This window comes from Planomonospora sp. ID67723 (assembly GCF_015711605.1).
Lineage (GTDB): Bacteria > Actinomycetota > Actinomycetes > Streptosporangiales > Streptosporangiaceae > Planomonospora_A.
Map to the genome: position 1 here is coordinate 720,567 of NZ_JABTEZ010000001.1, position 23,301 is coordinate 743,867.

25 protein-coding genes, 1 tRNA gene and 1 pseudogene are annotated in these 23,301 nt (G+C 68.4%); 16 read left to right on the forward strand and 11 right to left on the reverse strand.

The genetic code is table 11. The features are described from left to right. The first annotated feature begins 704 nt into the window (after positions 1–704). On the forward strand, positions 705–884 hold the full coding sequence (locus HS041_RS40585) for an Imm32 family immunity protein (RefSeq protein WP_501224821.1): 180 nt from the start codon (positions 705–707) through the stop codon (positions 882–884). 43 nt (positions 885–927) lie between these two features. Here HS041_RS40585 and HS041_RS03315 read toward each other — a convergent pair whose 3' ends face one another. Continuing rightward, positions 928–1,194: a GntR family transcriptional regulator gene (locus tag HS041_RS03315; RefSeq protein WP_196439038.1), complete on the reverse strand. Its 267-nt coding sequence runs from the start codon at positions 1,192–1,194 to the stop codon at positions 928–930. A 556-nt stretch (positions 1,195–1,750) separates the two neighbouring features. On the opposite strand from HS041_RS03315, the gene HS041_RS03320 reads away from it, so the two are divergent. Further along, the gene (locus HS041_RS03320) at positions 1,751–2,320 is read left to right on the forward strand and encodes a hypothetical protein (RefSeq protein WP_230878397.1); all 570 of its coding nucleotides are present in this window, start codon (positions 1,751–1,753) and stop codon (positions 2,318–2,320) included. A gap of 207 nt (positions 2,321–2,527) precedes the next feature. Then, positions 2,528–3,987, forward strand: a protein-coding gene (locus tag HS041_RS03330) for an IS3 family transposase (RefSeq protein WP_374058819.1) whose coding sequence is annotated in 2 segments (ribosomal slippage) — positions 2,528–2,867 and positions 2,867–3,987 — 1,461 coding nt in all. Because the reading frame shifts where the segments join, the coding sequence is not laid out codon by codon here. Between the two features lie 20 nt (positions 3,988–4,007). On the opposite strand, the gene HS041_RS03335 is transcribed toward HS041_RS03330, so the two are convergent. The 3 genes from HS041_RS03335 to HS041_RS03345 form a co-directional block, all read right to left on the reverse strand. After that, the gene (locus tag HS041_RS03335) at positions 4,008–4,430 is read right to left on the reverse strand and encodes a hypothetical protein (protein WP_196439041.1); all 423 of its coding nucleotides are present in this window, start codon (positions 4,428–4,430) and stop codon (positions 4,008–4,010) included. Further along, positions 4,427–5,167 (reverse strand): P-loop nucleotide/nucleoside kinase family protein, encoded by a 741-nt coding sequence (locus HS041_RS03340; RefSeq protein ID WP_230878398.1) that lies wholly within the window; start codon positions 5,165–5,167, stop codon positions 4,427–4,429. Before HS041_RS03340 ends, HS041_RS03335 begins: the two co-directional genes overlap by 4 nt. A gap of 577 nt (positions 5,168–5,744) precedes the next feature. Beyond that, positions 5,745–6,110, reverse strand: coding sequence for a winged helix-turn-helix domain-containing protein (locus tag HS041_RS03345; protein WP_196439043.1), 366 nt, complete (start codon positions 6,108–6,110; stop codon positions 5,745–5,747). A 190-nt stretch (positions 6,111–6,300) separates the two neighbouring features. Here HS041_RS03345 and HS041_RS03350 point away from each other — a divergent pair, with 190 nt between their 5' ends. From HS041_RS03350 to HS041_RS03385, 8 genes are all read left to right on the forward strand, one after another. Continuing rightward, positions 6,301–6,639 (forward strand): SCO3933 family regulatory protein, encoded by a 339-nt coding sequence (locus HS041_RS03350; protein ID WP_196439044.1) that lies wholly within the window; start codon positions 6,301–6,303, stop codon positions 6,637–6,639. Next, positions 6,636–8,009 (forward strand): FtsK/SpoIIIE domain-containing protein, encoded by a 1,374-nt coding sequence (locus HS041_RS03355; protein ID WP_196439045.1) that lies wholly within the window; start codon positions 6,636–6,638, stop codon positions 8,007–8,009. The genes HS041_RS03350 and HS041_RS03355 overlap by 4 nt, the downstream gene beginning before the upstream one ends. Before the next feature lie 38 nt (positions 8,010–8,047). Then, positions 8,048–8,728: a DUF2637 domain-containing protein gene (locus tag HS041_RS03360; protein ID WP_196439046.1), complete on the forward strand. Its 681-nt coding sequence runs from the start codon at positions 8,048–8,050 to the stop codon at positions 8,726–8,728. An 18-nt stretch (positions 8,729–8,746) separates the two neighbouring features. Beyond that, positions 8,747–8,923 (forward strand): hypothetical protein, encoded by a 177-nt coding sequence (locus tag HS041_RS03365; protein ID WP_196439047.1) that lies wholly within the window; start codon positions 8,747–8,749, stop codon positions 8,921–8,923. Next, complete coding sequence (locus HS041_RS03370; protein WP_196439048.1) at positions 8,920–9,057, forward strand: hypothetical protein; 138 nt, start codon at positions 8,920–8,922, stop codon at positions 9,055–9,057. Before HS041_RS03365 ends, HS041_RS03370 begins: the two co-directional genes overlap by 4 nt. A 104-nt stretch (positions 9,058–9,161) precedes the next feature. Then, complete coding sequence (locus tag HS041_RS03375) at positions 9,162–10,532, forward strand: replication initiator (protein ID WP_196439049.1); 1,371 nt, start codon at positions 9,162–9,164, stop codon at positions 10,530–10,532. Beyond that, positions 10,525–10,710, forward strand: a complete 186-nt coding sequence (locus tag HS041_RS03380) for a helix-turn-helix domain-containing protein (RefSeq protein ID WP_196439050.1) — start codon at positions 10,525–10,527, stop codon at positions 10,708–10,710. Before HS041_RS03375 ends, HS041_RS03380 begins: the two co-directional genes overlap by 8 nt. Next, positions 10,710–11,942, forward strand: a complete 1,233-nt coding sequence (locus tag HS041_RS03385) for a site-specific integrase (RefSeq protein ID WP_196439051.1) — start codon at positions 10,710–10,712, stop codon at positions 11,940–11,942. The genes HS041_RS03380 and HS041_RS03385 overlap by 1 nt, the downstream gene beginning before the upstream one ends. A gap of 78 nt (positions 11,943–12,020) precedes the next feature. Here HS041_RS03385 and HS041_RS03390 read toward each other — a convergent pair. Together HS041_RS03390 and HS041_RS03395 are read right to left on the reverse strand one after the other, a co-directional pair. Continuing rightward, positions 12,021–12,094 (reverse strand) — tRNA-Thr (locus HS041_RS03390). A gap of 67 nt (positions 12,095–12,161) precedes the next feature. Next, positions 12,162–13,628: an alpha/beta hydrolase gene (locus HS041_RS03395; RefSeq protein ID WP_307845155.1), complete on the reverse strand. Its 1,467-nt coding sequence runs from the start codon at positions 13,626–13,628 to the stop codon at positions 12,162–12,164. A 257-nt stretch (positions 13,629–13,885) separates the two neighbouring features. Between HS041_RS03395 and HS041_RS03400 the strand changes: the two genes are divergently transcribed. After that, a complete protein-coding gene (locus HS041_RS03400) occupies positions 13,886–14,551 on the forward strand; it encodes a Crp/Fnr family transcriptional regulator (RefSeq protein ID WP_196439053.1) in 666 nt (221 codons plus the stop codon). 116 nt (positions 14,552–14,667) lie between these two features. Here HS041_RS03400 and HS041_RS03405 read toward each other — a convergent pair whose 3' ends face one another. Next, positions 14,668–15,291: a Pycsar system effector family protein gene (locus HS041_RS03405; RefSeq protein ID WP_501224822.1), complete on the reverse strand. Its 624-nt coding sequence runs from the start codon at positions 15,289–15,291 to the stop codon at positions 14,668–14,670. Between the two features lie 51 nt (positions 15,292–15,342). Between HS041_RS03405 and HS041_RS03410 the strand changes: the two genes are divergently transcribed. Genes HS041_RS03410 through HS041_RS03425 form a run of 4 tightly spaced genes read left to right on the forward strand, consistent with a single transcriptional unit; the run spans position 15,343 to position 20,620 of the window. Further along, positions 15,343–16,116, forward strand: a complete 774-nt coding sequence (locus HS041_RS03410) for a hypothetical protein (protein ID WP_196439055.1) — start codon at positions 15,343–15,345, stop codon at positions 16,114–16,116. Next, a complete protein-coding gene (locus tag HS041_RS03415; protein WP_196439056.1) occupies positions 16,113–18,230 on the forward strand; it encodes a hypothetical protein in 2,118 nt (705 codons plus the stop codon). Before HS041_RS03410 ends, HS041_RS03415 begins: the two co-directional genes overlap by 4 nt. A 16-nt stretch (positions 18,231–18,246) precedes the next feature. Then, positions 18,247–19,242: a hypothetical protein gene (locus HS041_RS03420; RefSeq protein ID WP_196439057.1), complete on the forward strand. Its 996-nt coding sequence runs from the start codon at positions 18,247–18,249 to the stop codon at positions 19,240–19,242. After that, positions 19,235–20,620, forward strand: coding sequence for a DUF4407 domain-containing protein (locus HS041_RS03425; RefSeq protein ID WP_196439058.1), 1,386 nt, complete (start codon positions 19,235–19,237; stop codon positions 20,618–20,620). Before HS041_RS03420 ends, HS041_RS03425 begins: the two co-directional genes overlap by 8 nt. 65 nt (positions 20,621–20,685) lie before the next feature. Here HS041_RS03425 and HS041_RS03430 read toward each other — a convergent pair whose 3' ends face one another. The 4 genes and pseudogenes from HS041_RS03430 to HS041_RS39130 all read right to left on the reverse strand — a co-directional run. Continuing rightward, positions 20,686–21,462 (reverse strand): metallophosphoesterase family protein, encoded by a 777-nt coding sequence (locus tag HS041_RS03430; protein WP_196439059.1) that lies wholly within the window; start codon positions 21,460–21,462, stop codon positions 20,686–20,688. 53 nt (positions 21,463–21,515) lie between these two features. Then, entirely contained in the window at positions 21,516–22,367 is an 852-nt protein-coding gene (locus HS041_RS03435; protein ID WP_196440751.1) for a PSP1 domain-containing protein, read from the reverse strand. 144 nt (positions 22,368–22,511) lie between these two features. Continuing rightward, entirely contained in the window at positions 22,512–22,910 is a 399-nt protein-coding gene (locus HS041_RS03440; RefSeq protein ID WP_196439060.1) for a permease-like cell division protein FtsX, read from the reverse strand. Positions 22,911–23,002: 92 nt separating this feature from the next. Then, positions 23,003–23,293 (reverse strand): annotated as a pseudogene (locus tag HS041_RS39130) (sigma factor); the annotation flags it as partial. Between the last annotated feature and the right edge of the window lie 8 nt (positions 23,294–23,301).

The window sequence follows — 23,301 nt, forward strand, 5'->3', positions numbered from 1 at the left end:
CGTATCCATTCCGCACCCAGTACGCCATGTTTACTACCATTCCTGGGGTGATCATGGGATCACCGCTTCCAAGATGCTGGCCAGCGGCGACTCGCGAAGCCTCGGTGAGGACCTCCTGGCCATGTTCAGCAAGGGCCTCGCACAAAGCTTTGCGCGTCTGCTCGGGGAGCTGGGAGCTACCTTGTATCAGAACATGCAGCTCGTCCGACGGCTCGACCACAATCAGAGCTTAGCGGCACCAGGATTCGCCTGCACGGCTTAGGGTTTAACCGCAGATGCTACTAACGTTGCGAACTTGACGGCTGGAAGCGCGTGGGCGGCGCGGCCGCGACCGGCCGAAGAGCCGCAGCGCGGCCGGCGACCGCCCGACGCGCGGCGGGCCGCGGAGCGGACCGCCTTTAAAGACGTAGAGAAAGTTCTCACCCGATTCGGGATCATGCTCCTGACCTGGATGGTTCTAGCTGCGCTTCGGCTGTGAGGTCTCAGGTGATACTTGACACCTGATGGGCTGTCTCCGATAGCGGTCAAACCTGTTCCGGCGGGTGAGGCGTGCTCGTTGGGGAGCAGTCCGGCATTGTGGGGGCGTGGGCAAGGTGGACACAGAACCGGTCACGCTTGAGGTACCGAGGTACTCCGCGGATAGGGGGCTACCGCGTCTGTGGCCGGCTGAGTACTTCCTTTAGGTCCTGAGCAGCGACGGCTATGTGACTATCGAGGGCGACTCGGCTGGGCTGCGGGGTCTGGCGGTGCAGTTGCTGTCTCTGGCGGGGGCTGACGTACCCCCCGGGTATGCGCATGATCTAGAGGGTTATCTACCGGCGGAGCTTGAGCCTGGATCAGTCCCCCTCGTGTTGCTCAGAACTCTTGAGACCAACCGTTCCTAGCCGGTGCGTTCCGATCAGCTCTGCTGATCTCAGGTGGTAGCGCCTACTCGGCTGCTTCACCGGCTTCGGCTGCGCGCTCTTCTTCGGTGGTGACGAAGCTGCCCATGCCGCGTTCGGTGCGGATCCATCGATCCTTGCGGAGGGCGTTCATGACCTTCTGCGCGGTTTGGGTGGCGATGCCGAACTCTTGGGTCAGGTCGATGACCGAGGGGATTCGCTGACCGGGCCTGTACTGACCATCCTCGATGCGCTCAACGATGATGTCTCGCACCTGTCGCCACCTGGGCAGATCGTCGCGCAGCTCGGTCATGACCACACGGTAGAAGCCGATAGTGCAGGGCACTCCAGCGGAACATACTGCGGTGTTCTATGGTGTACTACGGTATTGCGAGCTTATGATGCGGACATAGCGACGATGGCAGAGCGATTAGCAACCCGTTGTCCGATCCGTACGACCTGCGGTGATGCCTCCGCCTCCCTGGCATCGCCGCCCTGTTCCTGATCGGCGAGTCTGCGAGGTGACATCATGTCCGGGCCGAGCTTCGACATCGCGCCGTATCACAGTACGCATCCTGTCCCCGCTCGGGCCGGTCATGAGCGGGTGGAGTGGCGTAAGAGCGTCCCTCGGGCGGATCGGGTCCGAGTCATTGAGCACACCTGCGAGTGCCGCACGGTGGTCTACGAACTGTGTGCGGCGGCGGGGGTGGTCTTCATCCGACGATAACACCGCAAAGACGGCGTGATCACCGTGCGGGAGAGCGAGTGGCTGCGCACGACGGAAGGCGAACGGTTGTGGACGGCGATCCTTCAGGGGCTCGCTCGTTGACCACTCCCCCGGCAGGGGCATCGAGAACGGAGAGCAACCCATGTCCAGCATGCCCGGATGGATCGCTCAGGCTCTTCCGGCCGCGCCGACTGCGAGCGCCGTGAACACCGCGACCGACACTCCCGTGATCGAGGGGTGGCGTACCGAGTTGAGCGGGTGGGGTGTCTTCTACGCGCGCCGCGATCCCGAACGGCCGCTGACCCCGCATGAGGTGGCCTGCGGGCTGGTGCGTCACCTGGTCGCGGACACAGCAGCGGAGCTGGTGCGGCTGGCCGAGGAACAGCGCCGGATCAACGATGAGCTACGGCGCCCGTTGGTGTGCCCGTTCTGCGGGCGTGGCCCCGGGGATGCGCCGGTGATCGTGACGGTGGATGAGTCATCGATCACGGCGGAGCGCTGTGCCCGCGGCGGTGATGGGGGCGGGGTCGCGTGCGAACACGAGGATGTCGAGTGGACCTATCAGCGTCCCCTGCCGGACGGGGCGCGCTGCCGATCGTGTGGCACCTGGTGGCGACTCGACCTGATCCCGGACGCCGTCGCCGCCCGGCTCAGCGGGGGCATCCCTCCTCGTGAGGGCATCCGGCCGCCCGCAGACGATCGTAGGCCGTGATGATCTCGCGTGCCGCCGCGTCCGGGTTCAGGTGGTCGGTGTGCAGGCGCAGGTGAAAGAACCCGGCGTCGGTGTGGGCCTCCAGGTCGGTGAGCGTCTCATCCCACGCGCTCAGGCGCTTTTCGGTGTCCCTTCCTGTCAAAATGGGTAGAGGTGGAAAACAAGCACGAAACTCTGTCGTGAGGGCGGGGAAGGAGACATCCCCTCGTGGACGCACAGCAACCAGAGCACGAGGTTCCCGACCCTGAGGTACGCGAACGGCCCGTGGCCCGTCGCTACAGCGCGGCCTACAAGGCCCGGATCCTGGCCGAGTACGAGCAGCTCGACAAGGCCGGCAAGGGCGCGCTGATGCGCCGCGAGGGCCTGTACTCCTCGCTGATCTCCGGCTGGAGAACGGCCCGCGACCACGGCGCGGCCCAAGCGCTGGCCCGGCCGGTCGGACGCCCGAAGGCCGACCCGAGGGACAAGAAGATCGAGGCCCTGGAAGGGGAGATCGAACGGCTGCGCGCCGAACTCGGCACGACCCGCCAGGTGATCGAGGTGCAGGGAAAACTCTTCGCACTGCTGGATCAGCTCGCCACCAGCAGCGAGACACCGGATCGGGGCGAGAAGTAGAGGCGGCCCGCCTGATCGAGCAGGCCCAGTACGCGGCGGTCACCGAACTGGAGCCGGTCATCGGCCGCAAGCAGGCGCTGGCCGCGTACGGTGTCGCGCAGGCCACCTGGTACCGCCGCCACCGCAAGAGCCCGCTGCCCGAGCGGCCCGCCCGAGCGCGCCGACCGCACCCGGCCACCCTCAGCCCGGCCGAATGCGAGCACATCCGCGGCCTGCTCAACAGCGAGCGATTCTGGGACCGCTCGCCGACGTCGGTCTACTACATGCTGCTGGATGAAGGGCTCTACCTGGCCTCGGAGTCGACGTTCTACCGGATTCTGCGGCGCCATGGCGAGGTCGGCCGCGATCGCCGCCGCCAGGCCACGCCTGCGAACGCCTCGGTCCCGCACCTGTTCGCCGATGCGCCCAACCGGGTGTGGGCCTGGGACATCACCAAGCTGCGCGGCCCGGACAAGGGCATCTGGTACCACCTGTACACGATCATCGACATCCACAGCCGCTACGTCGTGGGCTGGATGGTCGCCACCCGTGAGTCCGCGACCCTGGCCAGGCGCCTGATCACGGCCACCGCCCGCGCCCAGGGCATCGACGAGGGCACTTTGACGCTGCACGCCGACCGGGGCAGCTCGATGAGGTCCAAGACCGTCGCCGAGTTGCTCATCGACCTGGGCGTGGCCAAGTCCCACTCCCGTCCGCGCACCAGCAACGACAACCCGTACATCGAGGCGAGTTTCAAGACCCTGAAGTACTGTCCAGAGTTCCCGGGCCGGTTCGGCTCCAAAGAGCATGCCCGCCAGTTCTGCGCCGGGTTCTACCGCTGGTACAACCATGATCACTACCATTCCGGGATCAAGTACCAGCATCCCGTCGATGTGCACTACGGCCGCGCCGCGGCCGTGCGCGACCAGCGTGCCGCGGTCCTGGCCGCCGCGCACGCGGCCCGTCCCGAGCGTTTCCCCCACGGCCCGCCCACTCCACCGGCCCTGCCCGGACCCGCGTGGATCAACAAACCCCGACCAGAGCCCGAAACAGATAACCGGGCACAGAATTAACTGAAGCTAACAACCTAAGATCATTTGACAGGTTCCGTGTCGGCGTCACCACGGTCGGCCGATCGCTGGGCGGTGACCTCGCGCGGGACCCACAGCAGCACGCGCAGCCAGGAATCCGGCTCCCGGCCGATCAGCTTACGCAGGTCGGGGATGTTGCCCATATGCACGATGGGCACATGACCGGCGGCGTGATGGTCCTCGATGGCCTGCCGGTCGACGGCGTAGACGTTGCCGTACCGGTGGGTCTCGGCCAGCAGGCGACCCGCATCCCGGAGTGTGGCCAGGTGCTCGGCCGAGACGAACTCATAGCCGTCCGGCCGGCCGGTGCCGACCTTGAGCTTGGGCAGCCGGACGAACCGGGAATCGGCGTGGGCAAGGGCGGTGGTGAGGGTGTCCTTGCCGCTGGCGGGCGGGCCGTACAGGACGATTCCGCGCACGCTCATGTCAGGATCCGCTTGAGTGCTTCGCGGGTCTGGTCGGCCAGACTGATCGCTGCGCCGAGCCGGTTGTCGATCGTGACGTGGGCGGTGGGTGGGCTGACCTCGACGGCCAGGCCGTCGACGTAGTGCTCCCAGTTCTCCAGCTTCCAGGAGTCACGGGCGGCGCCGCGGAACTCGATGTACTCGCGCATGGACTCGGCGTCGCAGCGGACCCAGATCGCGGCCACGTCGATGCCTTTGGCCGCGCACCGGTTCTCCAGGCGGGTGAACCACGCAGTGTCCTTCATCTCGGAGATGAACGGCGCGGACAAGATGGTGGAGGTGCCCACATGGAGGTTGTCCCAGGCGGTCTCCATCAGGCACCGGTACTCCAGCGGCCGGACCTCTTTGAGGTACAGGTCGGTGTGGCGGTCGTTGGGGTCGCCGCCCAGGGAGACGAGCAGCCGTTCGACGATGCACCGGGTCAGGGAGTCTTTGTCCAGGAAGGCCCAGCCGGTGATGTCGGACAGGAAGCGGGAGAACTCGGTCTTGCCCGATCCGGCGTACCCGCCGACCAGGACGAGGATGGGTTTGGGGCTGCCTCCGCCGTGGCGCCGGCACCAGGCGTCGACCACCCGCTTGCGGATGAGCGCTTGGGGGGAGCCGTCGGAGGGGACGCCGCCGATGGAGACCTTGGTGAACGCTTCCTTGATGACCTCGGCGGCGGCGTTGTCAGCGGCGGGATCGCTGGGCGCGGGCAAATCGGAAATCACAATTTCCGCTTTCTGTGATTCACCGGGCAAAGGAGGGCGAAAGCCGAGGTCGGGTTCGGTGGCCTGGTAAAGCAGGCAGTAAGCGCGCCGGTAGTGCGGTCCGGGGAACACCGTTCCCTGTTCGTGTCCCCACAGGGTTTGGAAGTTGGCCGCCGGGACGCTCAGGCCGTGCCGGCTGGCCGCCTGGCGGAGCCGTTCGCCTGCGGCCTCCAGGGTCAATCCGTGGGCTTCACGGTGTTCTCGCAGGCGGGAGGGGGTCCAGCCGGGTCGCTGGGTCGTCTTCATTGCATACCTTCGCCTTCACGCTTCGAGGGGTCGTGCGCGGTGTGCGGTCGTGCATGTGAAAACGCATGTGTAAAAGGTCGTTGAGACGGGCTGAAGAAGCTTAACTAGATCCGCGTGATACCGGAAACCCCCAGCTCACGGTGAACTTGAGCCATCTCGAAAGGCGAAAAGAACCACAGAGCAGGGGAGATGGCCATGAAGCCGGACAAGCAGCGGATCATCTGGGAACTGTCCTCGATCCGGGCAGAGCTGGAGGAGTTGGCCTGCCGGATCGGTGAGATCACTTCGGCTCTGGAAACACCGCCGCCTCCAGCACGGCAAGCCGGTCCCCGAGATCCTTGAGGCCCTGGCGCATCGCGGCGAGCTGGCTGAGGATCTCACCGGTCTCTCCGGCGGCCGGCGGCTCGGAGAGTGCGGCGGGGCTCTGGTGGACGAACACGCCCTTGCCCTGCTGACCGATCACCAGGCCCTGGGTACGCAGGACACTGATCGCGGCCTTGACCACGCTGGCGGAGACGTCGAATCGCTCGCAGAGCTGGGCGATGGACGGCAGCGCCGTACCGGGTGCGAGTGAGCCGGTGCGGATCTGCTCGCTCAGCTCGTCGACGATCTGCAGGTAGGCCGGTCGGCCGGTCTTCTCCACCATCTGGGTTCATCTCGTCTCGTTGCGTCGCCTCATGTCGCGTCTGACGCGCCAGACGCATCAACTGCGTCTGATCTCCAGTTCAGCACACCCCGGTAAAGAAACCAACCAGGAAGCCAAAGCACTCATTGACAGCTTAGAATTCCAAGTGTTCTATGAGTTCTAGGCGTTCCATCAAGCAAAGGAAACGATCATGCGCACCATCCCCATCCCCGTCGACGTCACCAAGCTCAACATCACCTGCGTCAAGCCGCCCAAGCCGCGCGTGGTCAACAAGGACACCGGCGAGATCAAGCGCGACAAGGACGGCAACGTCATGTACGAGCTCACGCTGTTGATCGAGGACGAGTTCAACCGCATGGAGCTGGTCAAGGTCTCCACCTCACCCGAACCGCCGGTGATCGCCGGTGAGGAGGTCGTCCCGGTCGGCCTGGTCGGCTACGTCTGGGAGCAGAACGGCCGGTGGGGCATCTCCTACCGGGCGCGCTCCTTCGCTCCGGCCGCTGCGGTCAGGACGGGGGCCGAGCTGTGATCGACCTCAGCCACCCCCTGGTCAAGGTCCTGGCCGTCGTGCTGGTGTTGATCGCCTGGCGGCGCTGGGCTCCCATCTCCTACTGGTACGTCCTGGTCTTCCCGCGCAAAGCACTGTGGCTGCGCTGGACCTGGCGGCATGTCGCTTCGGGCTGCGGGCTGACCAAGAAGCGCCACCGCTGGTGGTTCACCACCGTTCCCGGCCTGATCGCCTCGACCGGCGTCGTGCGGGTCAAGCGGCGCTTTCAGCGGGTGGAGGTCGACACCAAGCCGTGGATGGGCCTGCCCCGGCCCACCCGCAGCGGCTTCCGCATCACCTTCCACCTGCTGGACGGCCAGGTGCCCGACGACTACGCCAAGGTGTGCGAGCGCCTCGCGCACGCCTGGCGCATCGAAGCGGTCCGCGTCGTGGGCTCCCGGCCCGGCCGCGTCACCCTCCAAGGGATCACCTACGACCCTTTAACGCACGTCGCGCCCGCCGCCTCTCCATCTGAGCCGTCCGGCGGCTGGCGCACCGAGGACCTGCTGCGGCCGGTCGTCGGGGTGCTGGAGACCGGCGCGGCCTGGCGGATGGATTTCCGGCTCATCCCGCACTGGATGAACGCCGGCGCCACCCAGTCCGGCAAGTCCAACCTGATCAACGCGCTCCTGGTCGGGCTGGCGCCGCAGCCGGTCGCCCTGATCGGCTTCGACCTCAAGGGCGGCATGGAGCTGTCGGCCTACGCGCCGCGGCTCTCAGCGCTGGCCACCACCCGCGCCGAATGCCTCGACCTGCTCAGTGACCTGATCGCCGTGATGGGGGCGCGCATGCTGGCCTGCCGCCGCTACAGGGTGCGCGACATCTGGCAACTGCCCGACGCCTGCCGTCCCATCCCGGTCGTGGTCCTGGTCGATGAGCTGGCCGAGCTGTTCCTGACCGCAGACAAGGCCGAGAAGGACCAGGTGACCCGGACGGCGACCGCGCTGCTGCGCATCGCCCAGCTCGGCCGCGCGCTCGGCATTCACCTGGTGCTGTCCGGTCAGCGGATCGGCTCCGATCTCGGCCCCGGCGTGACCGCGCTGCGTGCCCAGATCGGCGGGCGCGTCTGCCACCGGGTCAACGACCCGGAAACCGCGGTGATGACCCTCGGCGACCTTGACCCTGAGGCGCTGGTGGCCGCCCGTTCCATCGCGCCGGAGCTGCCCGGCGTGGCGGTGATCACCGGTTCGGACGGTCGCTGGTCGCGGGCGCGCTCGGGCTACGTCTCCACCACGGCCGCCGAACGGGCCGCCCAGACCTTCGCCGATCTCACCCCCTCGTGGGCTCAGGTGGCCGCCTCCGGTCTCGGTCACGAACTGCCCTACGACGCCAATCCCGAGATCGCCGCCTGAACCGCTGACCACTGACTGATGGAAGGGAGGAACCTGCGATGACCACGAGCGCGCCCCGCCTGGCCGTACGGCTGGCCGACTCGGCCCCGGTGCTGATCCTCGCCTTGATCGCCGGGGCGGGAAGCTTCACCCACATCCGCGACACCGCCACTGAACACGGCCAATCCGGGCCGATGGCGTGGGCGGTGGCGGTCTGCGTCGACCTCACCTGCGTCATGGCCGCCCGGGAACGGCAGCGCGACAGGAAGACCGGCCGCGAGCGGACTGGGCCGATCTCTTGGCCCACCCTCGTCCTGGCCGGCGGAGTGGCCCTGTCGCTGGCGGCGAACCTGGCCCAAGCCGAACCGTCCGCCTGGGGGTGGATCTGCGCCGCGACTCCGGCCGGTGCGTTCCTGATCGCGGTCTCCATGCTGGAACGGCGCGCATCCGGCCCCCGCCTGGAATCGCCCCCGGCACCCGTCCCCGCGGCGGAGGCCGTACCGCAGGCCGCCTCCGAACCGGCCGCGCTCGCTGCGCCGTCCGGCGGGGCCGTCCCCGACAAGAGCGAGACCGGCCCGGCCGCCGCGCTCATCGACTACGCCCGCCGCGTCGCCGACGAACACCACGCCCGGCACGGCACGCCCATCACCCGCGACACGCTGCGCACCCGGCTCGGAGTGTCCAGCCAACTCGCCTCCGACCTGCTGCGCGTCCTGCGCGACAGTCCCGAACCCGCCTGAACCGAGAGGAACACCGCCATGAAGATCCGCATCGACGGCACCTACGCCGAACTCGCCTACGCCATCAACAAGATCCGCACGATCCTGCCGGTCGGCTCGGTCACGCCGATCTTCCCGCTCCATGAACGGCCTCACACCTGGCGCGTGTTCATCGATACCGCGCCCAAGCGGGACGGAGGGAGGTGGATCACGTGACCGACGACCCCGACAACCTCGCCCCGCCCGTCGACCCCGCCCCGAAGCGCTGGCTGTGCTGCCACTGCGGCGGAACCGGCGTCGACAGCTACGCAGAGAGCTGCCTGCACTGCGAGGGCCTCGGCTTCTGCTGAGACCTTCAGCGCCCCCGACGTGACCACACATCCGCCAAGACGTCCGTCACGTCGGGGGCCATCCCGAACCGAACATCCACAGCCCGGAAGGGACAGCCCCCATCATGCCAAGCACCTACGCGGTAGCCGGGATGATCGCCCGGCTCCACGACCCCCAATACGCCCGCTGGGCCTCGCAGATCCGCCGGACGGGCGGCTGCCGACAGCCCATCCACCTGCGCGGCCACGTCCAGCACGTCGACCCCGCCACCGGAGGGCGGCTGCACACCTACACCACCGCCACCGAACCGGACGGCATCCTGCGCCTGCCGTGCAAGACCCGGCGGGCCTCACGCTGCCCGACCTGCGCCGAGACCTACCGGGCCGACACCTACCAGCTCATCCGCGCGGGCCTGGTCGGCGGCAAGGGCGTCCCCGAATCGGTGAGCACTCACCCGTGCCTGTTCGTCACCTTGACCGCGCCCTCCTTCGGCATCGTCCACACCCGGCGGGAGAAGAACGGCGCAGTACTGCCGTGCCACGCCCGACGGGACGCAGCCACCTGCCCGCATGGGCGGGTCATGTCCTGCACCGCCCGGCACGGCGCCGACGAGGGATGCCTCGGCGAGCCGCTGTGCGGCGACTGCTACGACTACACGGGAAGCGTGCTGTTCAACGCCCTGTCCCCGGAGCTGTGGCGGCGCTTCACCCTGGCCCTGCGCCGGCGACTGGCCAAGACCGCCGGCCTGACCCTGCGGGAGCTACGCGAACAGGCCACGGTCTCCTTCGCCAAGGTCGCCGAGTACCAGCGGCGCGGCCTGGTGCACTTCCACTCCGTCATCCGCCTCGACGGCCCCGATGGGCCGAACTCCGCTCCCCCGGCCTGGGCCACCGCCGATGCTCTGACGGACGCCGTACGGCATGCCTGCGCGGCCGTGGCGGTCACCTCCCCCGCGGCGGCCGGGGAACCCGCGCGGGTACTGCGCTGGGGCGCCCAACTCGACGTCCGGCCCATCACCATGGGCGGAGAGCTGACCGATCAGGCCGTGGCCGGCTACATCGCCAAGTACGCCACCAAGGCCGCCGAATGCGTCGGCACCCTCGACCGGCGCATCAGTCCCGTGGAAGACCTGTCCGCGCTACCGATCCGAGAGCACGCCCGGCGGCTCATCGCCGAGTGCCTGCGCCTGGGGGCGCTGGAAGAGCTGGCCGAACTCCGGCTGACCCAGTGGGCGCACATGCTCGGCTTCCGCGGCCACTTCTCCACCAAGTCCCGCCGCTACTCCACCACCCTCGGCAAGCTACGCGCGGCCCGTGCCGAGCACCGGCACGCAGAAGCCATCACCACCGGACGACTTCCCCTCTTCGAGGAGGACACCGTCCTCGTGATCGCTCGCTGGGAGTACGCCGGACAGGGCTACTCAGCCGGTGACGCGCTTCTGGTAAGAGCCCTTACCGGAAACCGCCTCTCCGGCCCGGGAGGCACTCATGAGTAGTCCCAAGTTGCTCACGGTCCCCCAGGCCATGGCCGCTCTCCAGGTCAGCCGGTGGACCCTCTACCAGCTCATCCGCTCCGGCGAACTCGACTCGGTCATGGTCAACGTCCGCTGCCGCCGCATCCCGGAATCCGCACTCAACGACTACGTGACCCGGCTCTGTGAGGAGGCTGCCTGATGGGTAAGCGCGCGAACGGCGAAGGCTCGGTCTTCCCCTATCGGGACGGCTGGGCGGGCTATGTCTGGGTCACCACGCCGGAGGGCAAGAAGACCCGTAAATGGGCCTACGGCAAGACCCGCGAGGAGACCCACGAGAAGTGGCTCAAGCTCCACGAGCTGGCGAGCAAAGGGCCGGTGCCGACCAAGAACCCCACGATTGCCACGTACCTGACGCGCTGGCTCGCCGAGGTTGTGGAGCCCAACCGGGAGCCGACGACCTACGCCGGTTACGAGCCGCTCGTCCGGCTCTACATGATTCCCGGCCTGGGCAAGAAGCGGCTCGACAAGCTCACCGTGCGGGACGTTCAGACCTGGCTCAACACGCTGCCGACGCTCTGCACCTGCTGTGACCAGAAGAAGGACCACCGGCGGCCGGAGGGCAAGCGGAAGTGCTGTTCCAAGGGGGAGTGCTGCAAGGACTACCCATCCCGGAGCACGATCGCCAGCATCCGCCGTGTCCTGCGATCGGCCCTCGGCAATGCCATCCGGGAGGAACTGATCTCCAAGAACGTGGCCGCGCTGACGGTCCTGCCCAACGCGAGCAAGACCAAGAAGACACGGAACCACGGCGTGTGGAACGTCGATGAAGCACGGAAGTTCCTTGAGCATCTGCGTGAAGCAAAGGAGCCGCTCTATGCCGCGTACGTCCTGATCCTGATTCTCGGTCTGCGACGGGGCGAGGTGCTCGGCCTCACCTGGGACTCCGTTGATCTCGACGGCGAAGAGCTCTGGGTCTCCCATCAGCTCAACCGGGTGCGCGGTCAGCTCCTCCACCGGGACAGGACCAAGACAGAGGACTCGACGGATTCCCTTCCGCTGCTCGGGCTCTGCATCTCGGCTCTCCGGGAGCGCCAGCGGATCCAGGAGGAGGCACGCGAGGACGCCGGAGAAAAGTGGAAGAACTCCGATCTCGTCTTCACCACGAAGAACGGGACTCCGGTCGAGCCGCGCAACTTCTACCGGTCCTTTGAGCGCTACTGCGAGAAGGCCGGTGTCCCCCGTATCCGTGTCCACGACACCCGGCACACCTGCGCCTCGCTCCTGGCGGCCCTCGACGTCCATCCCCGCGTCGCGATGCGCGTCCTGCGGCACTCACAGATCTCGGTGACCATGAACGTCTACACCCAGGTTCCTTCGCCGGAGACCCGCAAGGCACTCGACCGGCTGAACAAGAGCTTCGAAGACGGCTGATGCCGTTGCTGTATTTCGCTGCTGTACAAGATCGAAAAAGGCCCTCCGGGATCATCCCGGAGGGCCTTTCACCTGCGGAGCCGCCTTGGGGAATCGAACCCCAGACCCCTTCATTACGAGTGAAGTGCTCTGGCCGACTGAGCTAAGGCGGCGTGCCACGCATGGTTCGCATGACTGATGGCAGTCTACAGGGTCCCGGCCCTTGTTCGCGCCGCCGGATCACTCGATCTCGGGACACCGGGTGCCGTCCTCGGGGACGGCGAGGGTGATCAGGTATTCGTCGACCAGGCGGTCCACACACGGGGAGCCCGTCAGGTACGCGGTGTGCCCGTCGCCCTCGAACCCCACCAGGACACCGGAGGAGAGCTGGTCCGCCAGCGCCTCGGACCATTCGTACGGCGTGGCGGGGTCGCGGGTCGTGCCGACGACCATGATGGGCGGAGCTCCCAGGGCATCGATCTTCTCCCCGGCACCGCCTGCCACCGGCCAGGAGGCGCACGGCAACGATCCCCAGGCGACGAAGGCGCCGAACAGCGGCGCATCCGCGGTGGACGCGCGGGCCGCCGCCGCATAGGCCCGGGAGTCGGCGGGGAAGGGGGAGTCCACGCAGGTGACGGCCAGGCTCGCCTCGGTCTGGTTGCCGTAGGTGCCGTCCTCCCGGCGGTCGAGCAGGATGTCGGCCAGGCGCAGGAGGGTGGTCCCGTCGCCCTTCAGCGCCTCGGCCAGCGCCGACCGCAGGACCGGCCAGCTCTCCCGGTCGTAGAGGGGGGTGATGATCCCCAGGGTGGTCCAGGCCTCGCCGATCGCACGGCCGTCGCCGAGAGCGTTCTTCAGGGGCTCGCGGTCGGCTCGCCGGAGCAGGGCGGCGACCTCCTCCCTGGCGGAGGCGGCCGAGCCCTCGAACGGGCAGTCCTCGGCTTTCACGCAGTCGGCGAGGAACGCGTCGAGGGCGAGTTCGAAGCCCCGTGCCTGGGCGGCCCCCATCTCCAGCGGGGACAGCGAGAGGTCCACGGCCCCGTCCAGGACGAGGGCGCGGACCCGGCCCGGGAACAGGTCGGCGTAGACCGCGCCGAGCTGCGTGCCGTACGACTTGCCGAGGTAGGTGAGGCGGTCGTCGCCGAGGGCGGCGCGCAGCAGGTCCATGTCCCGCGCGGCGTCGGCGGTGCCGACGTACGGCAGGAGCCTGCCCGAGCGGGCCTGGCAGCCGGCGGCGAACCGCCGTGCACCCTCCTCCAGCGCGGTGACCTCACCGGGTGAGTCGGGTGATCCGTCCAGGCCGATGAAGGCGTCCAGCGACTCGGCGGGCAGGCACCGGACCGGCGCGGAGCCGCCGACCCCGCGCGGGTCGAACCCGACCACGTCGAAACGGTCCCGCACCGCCTCGCTGACCGCGGAGCGGGCGCTGCGGGCGTACTCCACCCCGGAGGAGCCGGGGCCGCCGGGGTTGACCAGGAGGGAGCCGATCCGCTCGCCCGACGCCGGGAGCCGGATCACGCTGATCCCGATCTTCTCCCCGTCCGGCCTGTCATGGTCGAGGGGGACCGCGAGCTCCGCGCACTCGAAGCCGTCACCGCAGTCGGCCCATTCGAGCCCGGAGGCGGTACGGCCCGCCCCGGCACAGGACGTCACGGACAGGGCCAGCGCCGTGGCGGCAGCCGTACGGAGGACATCTGACCAGGTCGGCACCCGTCGCATCCTACGCGCGGATGTTCATCGGCTCTGGCGGGGACACCTGTACGCCCGGAAGAAGGCATGTGTCCTCGGCCGGGGCCGGCCCGGACATCGCCTCGGCCTCGGAAGAAGGTTCTCCTGCGACTCCCCCACCCGGACATTACGATCTGCAAGTAGACGGTACATATGCCGCCCAGCGAGGAGGTCTCGTGTCCGGCAGAGCGGGTCATTCCAGGAACGGACCGGCCTGGCCTGCAGGAACCTTGCTCTCCATGCTCGACGAAGACGCACGCGGAGAGCTTCTAGCCCTGGGCAAGCCGCAGTCCCACGGACCCGGAGCGGTCCTGATCCGGCAGGGCGACTCCCGCTGCGACCATGTCCTACTGCTGCGCTCCGCCCGGCCGGGGACATACGCGTGCGCCAAAGTCACGGCGGCTCTCGGCAACGGCGCCGAGGTACTGCTCGGAGTGCGGGTGAGCGGTGATCTGGTGGGCGAGATGGCGGTGCTCAGGGGGACGGATCGCTCCGCGACGGTCACAGCGTGTACGCCGACGCTGGCCTTCCAGATCCCCTCGGCCGTTTTCATCGCCTATCTCAACGAGCGTCCACGACTGTGGTCCGCGCTGGCCTCTATGGTCGCGAACCGACTGGATTGGGCGAATCACCGCAGGCTCGACTTCGCCGCCTTCTCCGTCCCGGTGCGACTGGCACGGGTTCTCAGCGACCTGGCGGCATGTCACGGGTTCCCGGTCGAGGAGGGGACCGATCTCGGCGTCGGACTGTCGCAGCCGGAGCTGGGGCGGCTGATCGGGGCCAGGGAGGCGGCGGTGAACAACGCGGTCCGGCTGCTCAAGAAGAACGGGTTGCTGATAATGCGGGGAAGACGGCTGGTCGTCACCGATCCCGAAGGACTCCGCGCCTTCGGTTCCGAGAGCTGAGGCCCGCCGCCACCCGGCGAAAAGCCTCCACCGGGAACCCGTGCTCGCCGCCGCGGGGCGGCCGAGGCATCCCGCGGCGGTGTCCGGCACCGCGCGCCGCGGGGTGCACCGTCCGTTCAACGCCAGGCTGCGACGAGCACCGTCCAGGAGATGACGGAGATCAGCATCAGCCCCGCCCATGGCACGGCCCTGAACACGTGGCGGTACTTGCGTTCGGCGATCCGTGCGAGGAGCTCCGCCATCGCCCGCGCCTCGGCGGTCCTGGCCGGCAGGTCGTCGGCCGCCGGCGGGGAGGGGAAGCGCGTAACCCCGGTGATGCCGTACCGACTCCGTACGGCCGGCGGCCGCAGGGTGGGCCTGATGGTCTGGAGTATGTGGTAGCCGGAGACCAGGAAACCCAGTAGGAACAGGCCCAGCAAGCCATATCCGATGAGGGCGCCCGCGCCGCCGAGCCTGGCGCCCGCGCTGGACTGGGCGGCGACGATCGCCGCAGCACCGGCGTGCAGGACGACGAGGATGCTCACCTTCCCGTCGGCATGCTGAACGTAGTTCTGAAATGAGGCGGCTACCGCCAGCGCATCACTCAGATCCTCTTTTGTTGTCTTATGAGACTTCTGTCCGATCCACCGCACTGATTTACACCCCTTCTCTCGCATCAACCCCAGAGAAGGACACAAGGAGTGGTCTGAGTATGTATTAATACGTCTTACTGTCTTCTCTAACGTTCGATGGGGCCACATCCCCTATCGGTAGGGGATGTCCGCCTCCGGACCGCTCCATACTGGTAGGCCATGCAGACACAGGCGACGAGGATGGAGAACCAGAGGTACTTCATGGAAAATGGTAATTTCGGGCGCGCCCTCGTCATGTCGAGCGATCTGAAGGGCTACGGAGGCGGTAGCGACAAACGGCATGAGGTCATGCAACGCGGCTTCATCGAGGTCCACCGGGCTGCGGCGGCGGAGGTCGGGATCGACCGCGCGACATGGGCGATCCAGCCCGCGGGCGACGGCGAGCTCGCGGTCCTGCCACCGGGCGAGCACGAACCCGCCGTCGTCGACCGGTACGTACGCGCACTTCATCGCGAGCTCGCCGCGCGCAACAGAGACCTGCCCCCATCCGACCGGCTCCGCCTCAGGGTGGCGCTCGCCTTCGGCACCGCCTATCCGTCCGTCAACGGGTATGCCGGCCAGGCAGTCGTCGAGGCGAGCCGGCTGGTCGACTGGGACCCGCTCAAGCAGCTGTTCGGCAAGAAAGACGAAGCGAATATCGTCCTCCTCCTCTCCGACCGACTCTTCAACGATGTGGTGCGCCAGGGACACACCTCCTACCGGGAAAGCGACTTCCGCCACGCCTCGATCAGGGTGAAGGAGTTCTCCGGTAGCGCCTGGGTCTGGGCCCCCGAGCTCGACGCGAAAGATATGGACCGCGTCCTCGACACCGCGGAAATGAACGGGAAGTCGCACCAGGCGACAGAGACCCCGTTCCAACGGGCCGAAGTCATCAACAATGTGAGCGGGGCGGTCGACGCCCGCGGAGCGGTCTTCGGGATCAACCGGAAATGACCGGAGAGGAAAGCGCCCAGGGCGACGGACGGCAGCCCGAGGTTCCGACAGAACCCGAGCCCGAACCCGGGCAGCAGTCGCAGGGGCAGGAGCCCTCCGCAACCGGCGAGCAGACCTCCGAGAGCGCCGGTGACGACCTCGACGAGAACGCCCTCGGTCAGACCGCCACCGTGATCAACAACTTCTTCGCCGGGGTCCAGGCCCAGGGAGCCGTCTTCGGGATGGCGGGCAGCACGGCCACTCGGGCGATCTCGGGCCGGCTGGACCGGGAGGACATCGAGCGCGCGCTCCGGGGGTTCGTCGAACCCGCCGACTTCCCGAAGGCATTGGAGGTGCTGCGCGAGCGACACCTGGCCGTTCTCGTCGGAGCGGAGGGCATCGGCAAGTGGACGAGCGGGATCGCACTCCTCGACGCCGCCAAGGCCGCCACGGACAAGGTCGTCGTCCTCGCTCCCAACCACAGGCTCGACGACCTGGTCTCCTCCGTCTCCACCAGGAGGAACCGCACCTACTTCATCCACGACTGGATCGAGGAGGGCACTGCGACGAGCGTGCGCCGCTTCACCTTCAAGGCGCTGAGCACCGAACTCGTGGAGGCGAACTCCTATCTGGTGATCACTCTCAACCGGTCGGAGGCCCGTTCCGAGCTCGCCCCGTTCGAGATTCCGTGGGGCCCGCCCGATCCATCGACGCTGTTCGCCGCCTGTCTCGGCCAAGCCCGTCCGGCCGAGGAGATCACCCAGATTCATGATCACGTGGCCGGGCTGCGCACACCGCGGCAGGTCGTCGAGCTGGCCGGGCAGCTGCGCGACGGCACGCGGCCGGCCGAGGAGATCCTCGCCGACCTGAGCGGTGGCACCGTCTCCCAGTGGTTCGACGGCCTGCCGAAGCGTTCTGATGCGCTGACGGTCGCGGCCTTGGCCTTCGCGTACGGCCTGCCTGAACGCGTCTTCGAGCGTCTCGTGGTGGAGCTGAGGAACATCGCGGACGAGATCGAGTGCCAGGGGGCCGAACGTGAACGGCGGCCGATCGAGGATGATCTACCCCAGGCGCGAATGTTGTGGAACAACCGGCATCCGCTGATCGGGACGTCGAACGGGCCGGGCGAGCGCCGGGTGGTCTTCTGCGGCGTCCGTCACCGCGAGCACGTGATCAATCAGCTGCACCGCCGCTACGACTACCGGCTGTGGGAGCCGCTGCGCGCATGGATCCGCGGGCTGGCCACGGACCGGCCGGAGATCCAGGTCCAGGTCGCAGCGGGACTGGCCCTTCTCTCCCGGATCAACCCTGAGGAGGTCCAGGAGTCGTTCCTGGAGACCTGGGCCGGGGGAACCGTGCAGGAACGGCTCACCACCGCCAGCACCCTCTCCCTGATGTGCACCGACGACGCCACCGCGGCCGCGGCCCTCGCCGCCACCCTCGGCTGGGTGGAGAACGCCGGGCAGCCGCAGGCCATGACCGCGGCGCTCGCCTTCGCCGGTGGCCTCTCGATCCGTTATCCCGCCCAGGCCGTGAGCTGGCTGTGGTACTTGTCCCTGCGCGGGATCCGGGTGAGCACCGTGGCGCAGCGCGCCCTCGTCCTGGTGTTCCAGGGAGCGGCCGAGAGGGACGGCGACGCTTTGACGGAACTGCAGCTGCTCTCCCGGCACGTTGACCGCGACCTCACCGAGGGGATGGAGCCGCTGCTGGCGCGGCGGGCGCTCTCCACCGTGCTCGGCGTACTCGATGCCGACCGGTTGAGCGGCGAGTGGCCGAACGGCGACGGGCCGGAGAGCAGGCAACCGCTCATGGCCTCGCTCCTCCTCGCACAACCGGAGAGTGCCGAGCCGATCGGCGTGCTGTGGGCCTGGGCACTGCACAACGCCCACCACCGCGCTCGAGCGGTCCGGGCCCTCTGCCGGACTCTCGACGGGCTGAGCGGCCAGGACGGTGCGATGGCCGCCGCGGAAGCGCTGGGCCGCGCGGTGTGGTCCGTGCTGCCCGACGGCGTGACCGCACTGGTCAGGCGTGCGATCGGCCAGGCCGCCGACGGCCCGGCGCATCCACGGCACCGGCCCGCCAGAGAGATCGTCCTCACCCTCCTCAACGCGGGCATCCCGCGAAGCCAGTCATGACTCCAAGGAGCCACCGATGCCTCCGCACACCGGATATCCGATTGTGGAAGAGCGCACCCTGCGTCCGCCCCGGCGACGCCTGGGGCTGTTCGCCCGTCGCGACCCCGGCGAGCTTCCGGAAGCCCCGACCGGAACGGTTCTCGTCTTCGCCGTGAACGGGGGTTACAAGGTCTACCCCGACAGCGGTCACCTCCGGGGGTCCGAGGACGCCGTCGTGGAGGCACGCTCCGTGAGCGTCGTCTATGTCCGCAGCCGCCGGGTCATGGTCGACGTCGAGATCCCTTCCGGGGACATGGGTTACCACTTCCTCGTCAGGACGACCTTCGAGTGCAGGGTGACCGACCCCGAAGCGGTGGTGGCCTCCGGAGTGGAGAACGCCACGGTGATCCTGGACCACCATCTCCGCAATGATCCGGAGCTGATGCGGCTCGGCGTGGCGTGGCCGGTCGAGGAGACGCACCGGCTCTCCTCTGAAGTCTCCGGCAGGATCCGGGCGTATCTGGAGTTCTACCCGGCGCGCATTCCCGGGATCGAGGTGAGCCTGGCCAACATCACCGTTCTCCCGCCCGCGGACATCCTCACCCACGGCCAGCAGATCAAGCAGCTCAAGTGGGAGACGGAGCGCAAGCAGATGGAGTGGGTGATCGAGAATCAGGACGTCGCGCGGATCGAGGAGATCTTCAAGCGGGGCGCCGAGGCCGCCGTGGCGCTCGGTGTCAGTCGCGACCAGCTGATGATGGGCGACGCGGTGAGCATCACCCGCGAGGCCGAGGTGAGCCGGATGAAGTACCTGGCGGAGCTGATCGAGGGCCTTCCCGAAGGATCTCTGGACTTCCTGCCCGTCGACACCCACGCGCTCATCAACAAGGCCATGAAGTCGGTCGCCGGGGTCGAGCCCTTCATGGAGGACGCGCGCGGCGTCGAGCAGCCGAGGGCCGTCGAGGGCCGGCCGTCCCGGACCGGAGACGACGGCCACCCGCGGATGATCGGGCTGGAGGAGCTCGATGACTGAGAGCCCTCCCGAGCACCTGGCATCCACACACAGGCACCCGCGTATGCCGTCCACCGGCAGGCGGTTCGACCTCGGCAGGCGGCTGCGGGTCCTCGCCGGCGTCGACGAGGACATCCTGGCCCAGGTGCCGCTGGAGCGCACCCGCTACGTCGGCCTCGGCGGCGTGGTGCTGGGGACGGCGGTCGTGGCCGGGGCCTCCATGTGGTTCGCGCTGAGCCAGGTCCTGGGCGGCGCCCACATCGCGATGCTCGTTCCCACGGTGATCTGGGCGTTGATCGTGCTCAACCTCGACCGCTGGCTGGTCTCGACCGTCACCGGGATGTGGCAGCGCAGGCTCCTCATGCTCTTCCCTCGTCTGCTCGTGGCCGTGGTGCTGGGCTTCATCATCGCCGAGCCGCTGGTCCTGCGCGTGTTCGAGACGGCCATCGTGCAGCACGTCGTCGATGAGCGTCAGGTGGCGCAGAACGCCGAGCGGGACCGGCTGGTGGCCTGTAATCCGACGACGCCGTCCGCCACTCCGCCGCAACGCGATTGCCGGAACGCGCAGCTCCTGGCCTCTACCGCCGCGGCGGACCAGACCAGGCTGGACAAGCTGGAGGCCGACGCCACGGTACTGCGGGCCCGGATCAGGACGGACGAGAGGGACCACAGAAAGCTGCTCCAGCAGGCGAACGACGAATGCGCGGGCAGGGCCACCAGGGGAACGAGCGGCAAGAGGGGCGACGGTCCGCTCTGCAAGCGTCTCGACGACAAGGTGAGGAAGCTCGAAACCGATCGCAACCTGGTGGCGAACCGGAGGGAGCTCCGGGAGATGGAGAACCAGATCTCCGAGCTGCGCGGGCCGCTTGCCGCCAAGCAGGACGGTTACGGCCAGTGGGTCAAAGCCGAGATCGACAAGCGGGTGGCCGTGATGCCCGGCCCGGAGGACCCCGTCGGTCTCCTGGAGCGAATGCGCGCCCTGCACGAGGTCACTGCGGAGAACGGCTATCTGTTCGGAGCCAGCTGGCTGTTCCGGCTCTTCTTGATCATCGTTGACTGCCTGCCCATCCTCGTCAAGCTCATGGGCGGATCGACCACCTACGACCGCATGGTCGAGCAGGAGAACCGCATCCGGGAAAGGGTCCACGAGAGGGCGCTGCACTGCAAGGCCGACGTGCAACTGGGCGAACTCGAACTCCAGGCGTACCGGGACTCCGAGGACCGCCGCAGACGGCGCCAACTGGTCGACGTCGAGAGCAAGGCGGCCGACGCCGAGGCACGGGCCGCGATCGAGGAAATGATCAAGGAACGGGCCGAGGAGCTGAGTCGCCAGAACGGCGGGGAGTGGCGTAACGGCGCCCGTCGGCGCACCGGGCTGACGAAGCCGTTCGTCAACTGAGGCACCGCCCAGCGGGTCCGTCTTCGCCGAGGTACGGGGTCACCCGGCGAAGACAGACCCGGCGATCACGCGAAGACCCTCCCGGTCGGGGAGGCCTCCCTCAGAGCGCCGTCCGGGGTGAGTTCGAGCACGGCGACCGCATCGGCCGGGGAGACGCCGTGCCTCACCTGCGACAGGCAGATCACCTCTGTCGATCCGATCCGCTCCCGGAAGGGCACGTGCATGTGACCGCAGATGTGCACCTGCGGCCTGAGGGTCTCGGTCAGCATGCGGATCCGGTCGCATCCCACGGCGAGCTTGCCGTGGTGCCGGTAGGACAGGCCGGCGGGCCAGTCATGGGTGATCAGCAGGTCGATCGTCTTCCCGCGTGCCTGGCTGAGCAGGCGGTCGACGTGCGGCTTGGTGAAGTAGCCGTACTCCTTCAGCCGCTCCGGCGTGACCGCGGGAGGCTTGTCGGGCTCGCTGAAGTAGCGCGAGTAGATCCCGGACAGGAACGCGACCCGGAGCCCGGCGACCTCCGTCACGCCCGATCGTCCCAGGAAGTGGAAGCCCGGCGCCCACTCCCCCGGGCCGTGCGCGTCGAGCGCGGGCCACGGCTCATGGTTGCCGCCGATGAAGTGCACGGGCGCGCTCATGGTCTGCAGGCCGGCGACGAACCGGGGAAAGTCGCCCACCTTGCGGTATTTGGCGGGGCCGCCCACGCCGAAGCTCTCGGCCTCGTCGCGGTTCGGCTCGGCGTCCCCGACGCTGAAGATGACGTCGACGGGATCGGCGTGCCGCCGGATCATCGCGTCGGCCAGGGTGAAGTCGGCGTGGATGTCGCCGATGGCCGCAAATCTCATTCACCGATGATGACGAACCGCGCTCTCGGCCTACAACCGGATTTTCCGCCTGCTCACTCCGCCGGGCCGCTGCTCCCGGTGGTCGCCGCCTCGCCGTACATCTCGTCGTGCTGCTTGCGCGGGGAGCAGACCGAGGCCGAGGGGCACGCGCAGCGCCGGCCGCCGTCCTCCAGGCGGACCACGACGGAGTCGGAGGGGACATTGCGGCCGATCACGGTTCCCGGGCCCTCGGGGGTGTCCACCTTCAGGCCGGCACGCGGCATCCTGCTGTTCGCCTCGACGTAGAGCGGGTGCTCGTACTTCAGGCAGCACATCAGCCGCCCGCAGGCGCCCGCGATGCGCATCGGGTTGACCGGGAGGTCCTGGTCCTTGGCCATGCGGACGGAGACCGGCTCGAAGTCCTTGAGGAAGGTCGCGCAGCACAGGTCGCGCCCGCAGGGACCGATGCCGCCCTGGAGGCGGGCCTCGTCACGGGGACCGATCTGGCGCAGCTCGACCCGGGCGCGGAGGTTGCGGGCCAGGTCGCGGACGAGGGCGCGGAAGTCGACGCGGTGCGGGGCGGAGAAGTAGACCGTGTAGACGTTGTCGGCGTCGAGGTAGTCGACGCCGACGACCTTCATGGGCAGCGCGTGCCGCCTGATCAGCCGCTTGGAGACACTCCTGATCTCCGCGCGGCGGCGTTTGTTGCTCTCGTCGCGGGCCAGATGCTCCTCGGTGGCGATGCCCGCGCAGACCGGCAGCCCGCCGATCTCCTCGCTCGTCCACTGCGGCGCCCACACGCACTCGGCCACCTCGGGCCCGGCCTCGGTGGGGACGAGGACCTTGTCGCCGATCTTGGGGCTGTGCTCGCCGGGGTCGAGGTAGTACAGCCTGCCGTAGCGGGTGAAGCTCACGGCCATGATCATGCTCATGCGGCTCCCAGACCAAGCTAGGGGTACGGCTCACGCCCACCCTACGCGCCGTTGCCCTCCCGACGGGATAGCGCGTTCGCAGCCGGGGCGGCCGTCCACAGGCTGTGGACGACCACCCCGGCCGGCCGCCGTCCCGGATCAGCACTCTTCCTTGTGGAGCAGGCAGAACTGGTCGGCGACGTGCGAGACACCGGGAAGCCCTTCCACGGCCTCCTTCACCCTCCCGGACATCCGGCGGTCGGCGGGGTCCGCGACACGGACGCGGAAGGACTCCGGCATGTCCTCCACCCGGATCGCGCTCATCAGCACCGTGTTCTCCCTGTATTCCGCTTCGAACTTCTCGTAGGCCTCCTGGCTGTTCTCGAAGCCGACGGACACCACCTCCGCCAAGGCGCCGAGCGTGCGCCGGATCTCCGCTCTCCGTTCCTCCGTCGCCTCGCCCTCCACGCACTCCGGGAAGGGATCGTTCCTCTTGCAGAGGAAGATCGCGACATCGGCGGAGTCCGCCTGGTCCGGGGCGGCCCCGGCCATGGCCATGATGTGCTCCTTCGTCAGCTCCGGGACGAGGAGCCCGGTGCCGGCCGTACGACCACGAAAGCGACCACGGCCACCGCGGCCACCGCTGCGGCCGCCCGGCGGCGCAGCACCGAGCGGGCCCCGTTCAGCACCGCCGATCGCACGTAGGTCAGCGCCTTGCCCGGATCGCGCAGGCGGCGCCGCCCGGCGTGGGTCCGGGCGAACGCCTTCTGGACGACGTCCTCGGCCGTGGCCTGGTCGCCCACCATGAGCAACGCCAGCCGTACGAGCCCGAGCTGGTGCTCGGCGAACAGCGTCGCGACGTCCACGCGGTCCCTGGCCAGCGGCTCCCCGTGGGAGAGCAGCTCGATCTCGGGTTCCGGGGTGGTCCCCGTCCATGACATGGTCACGT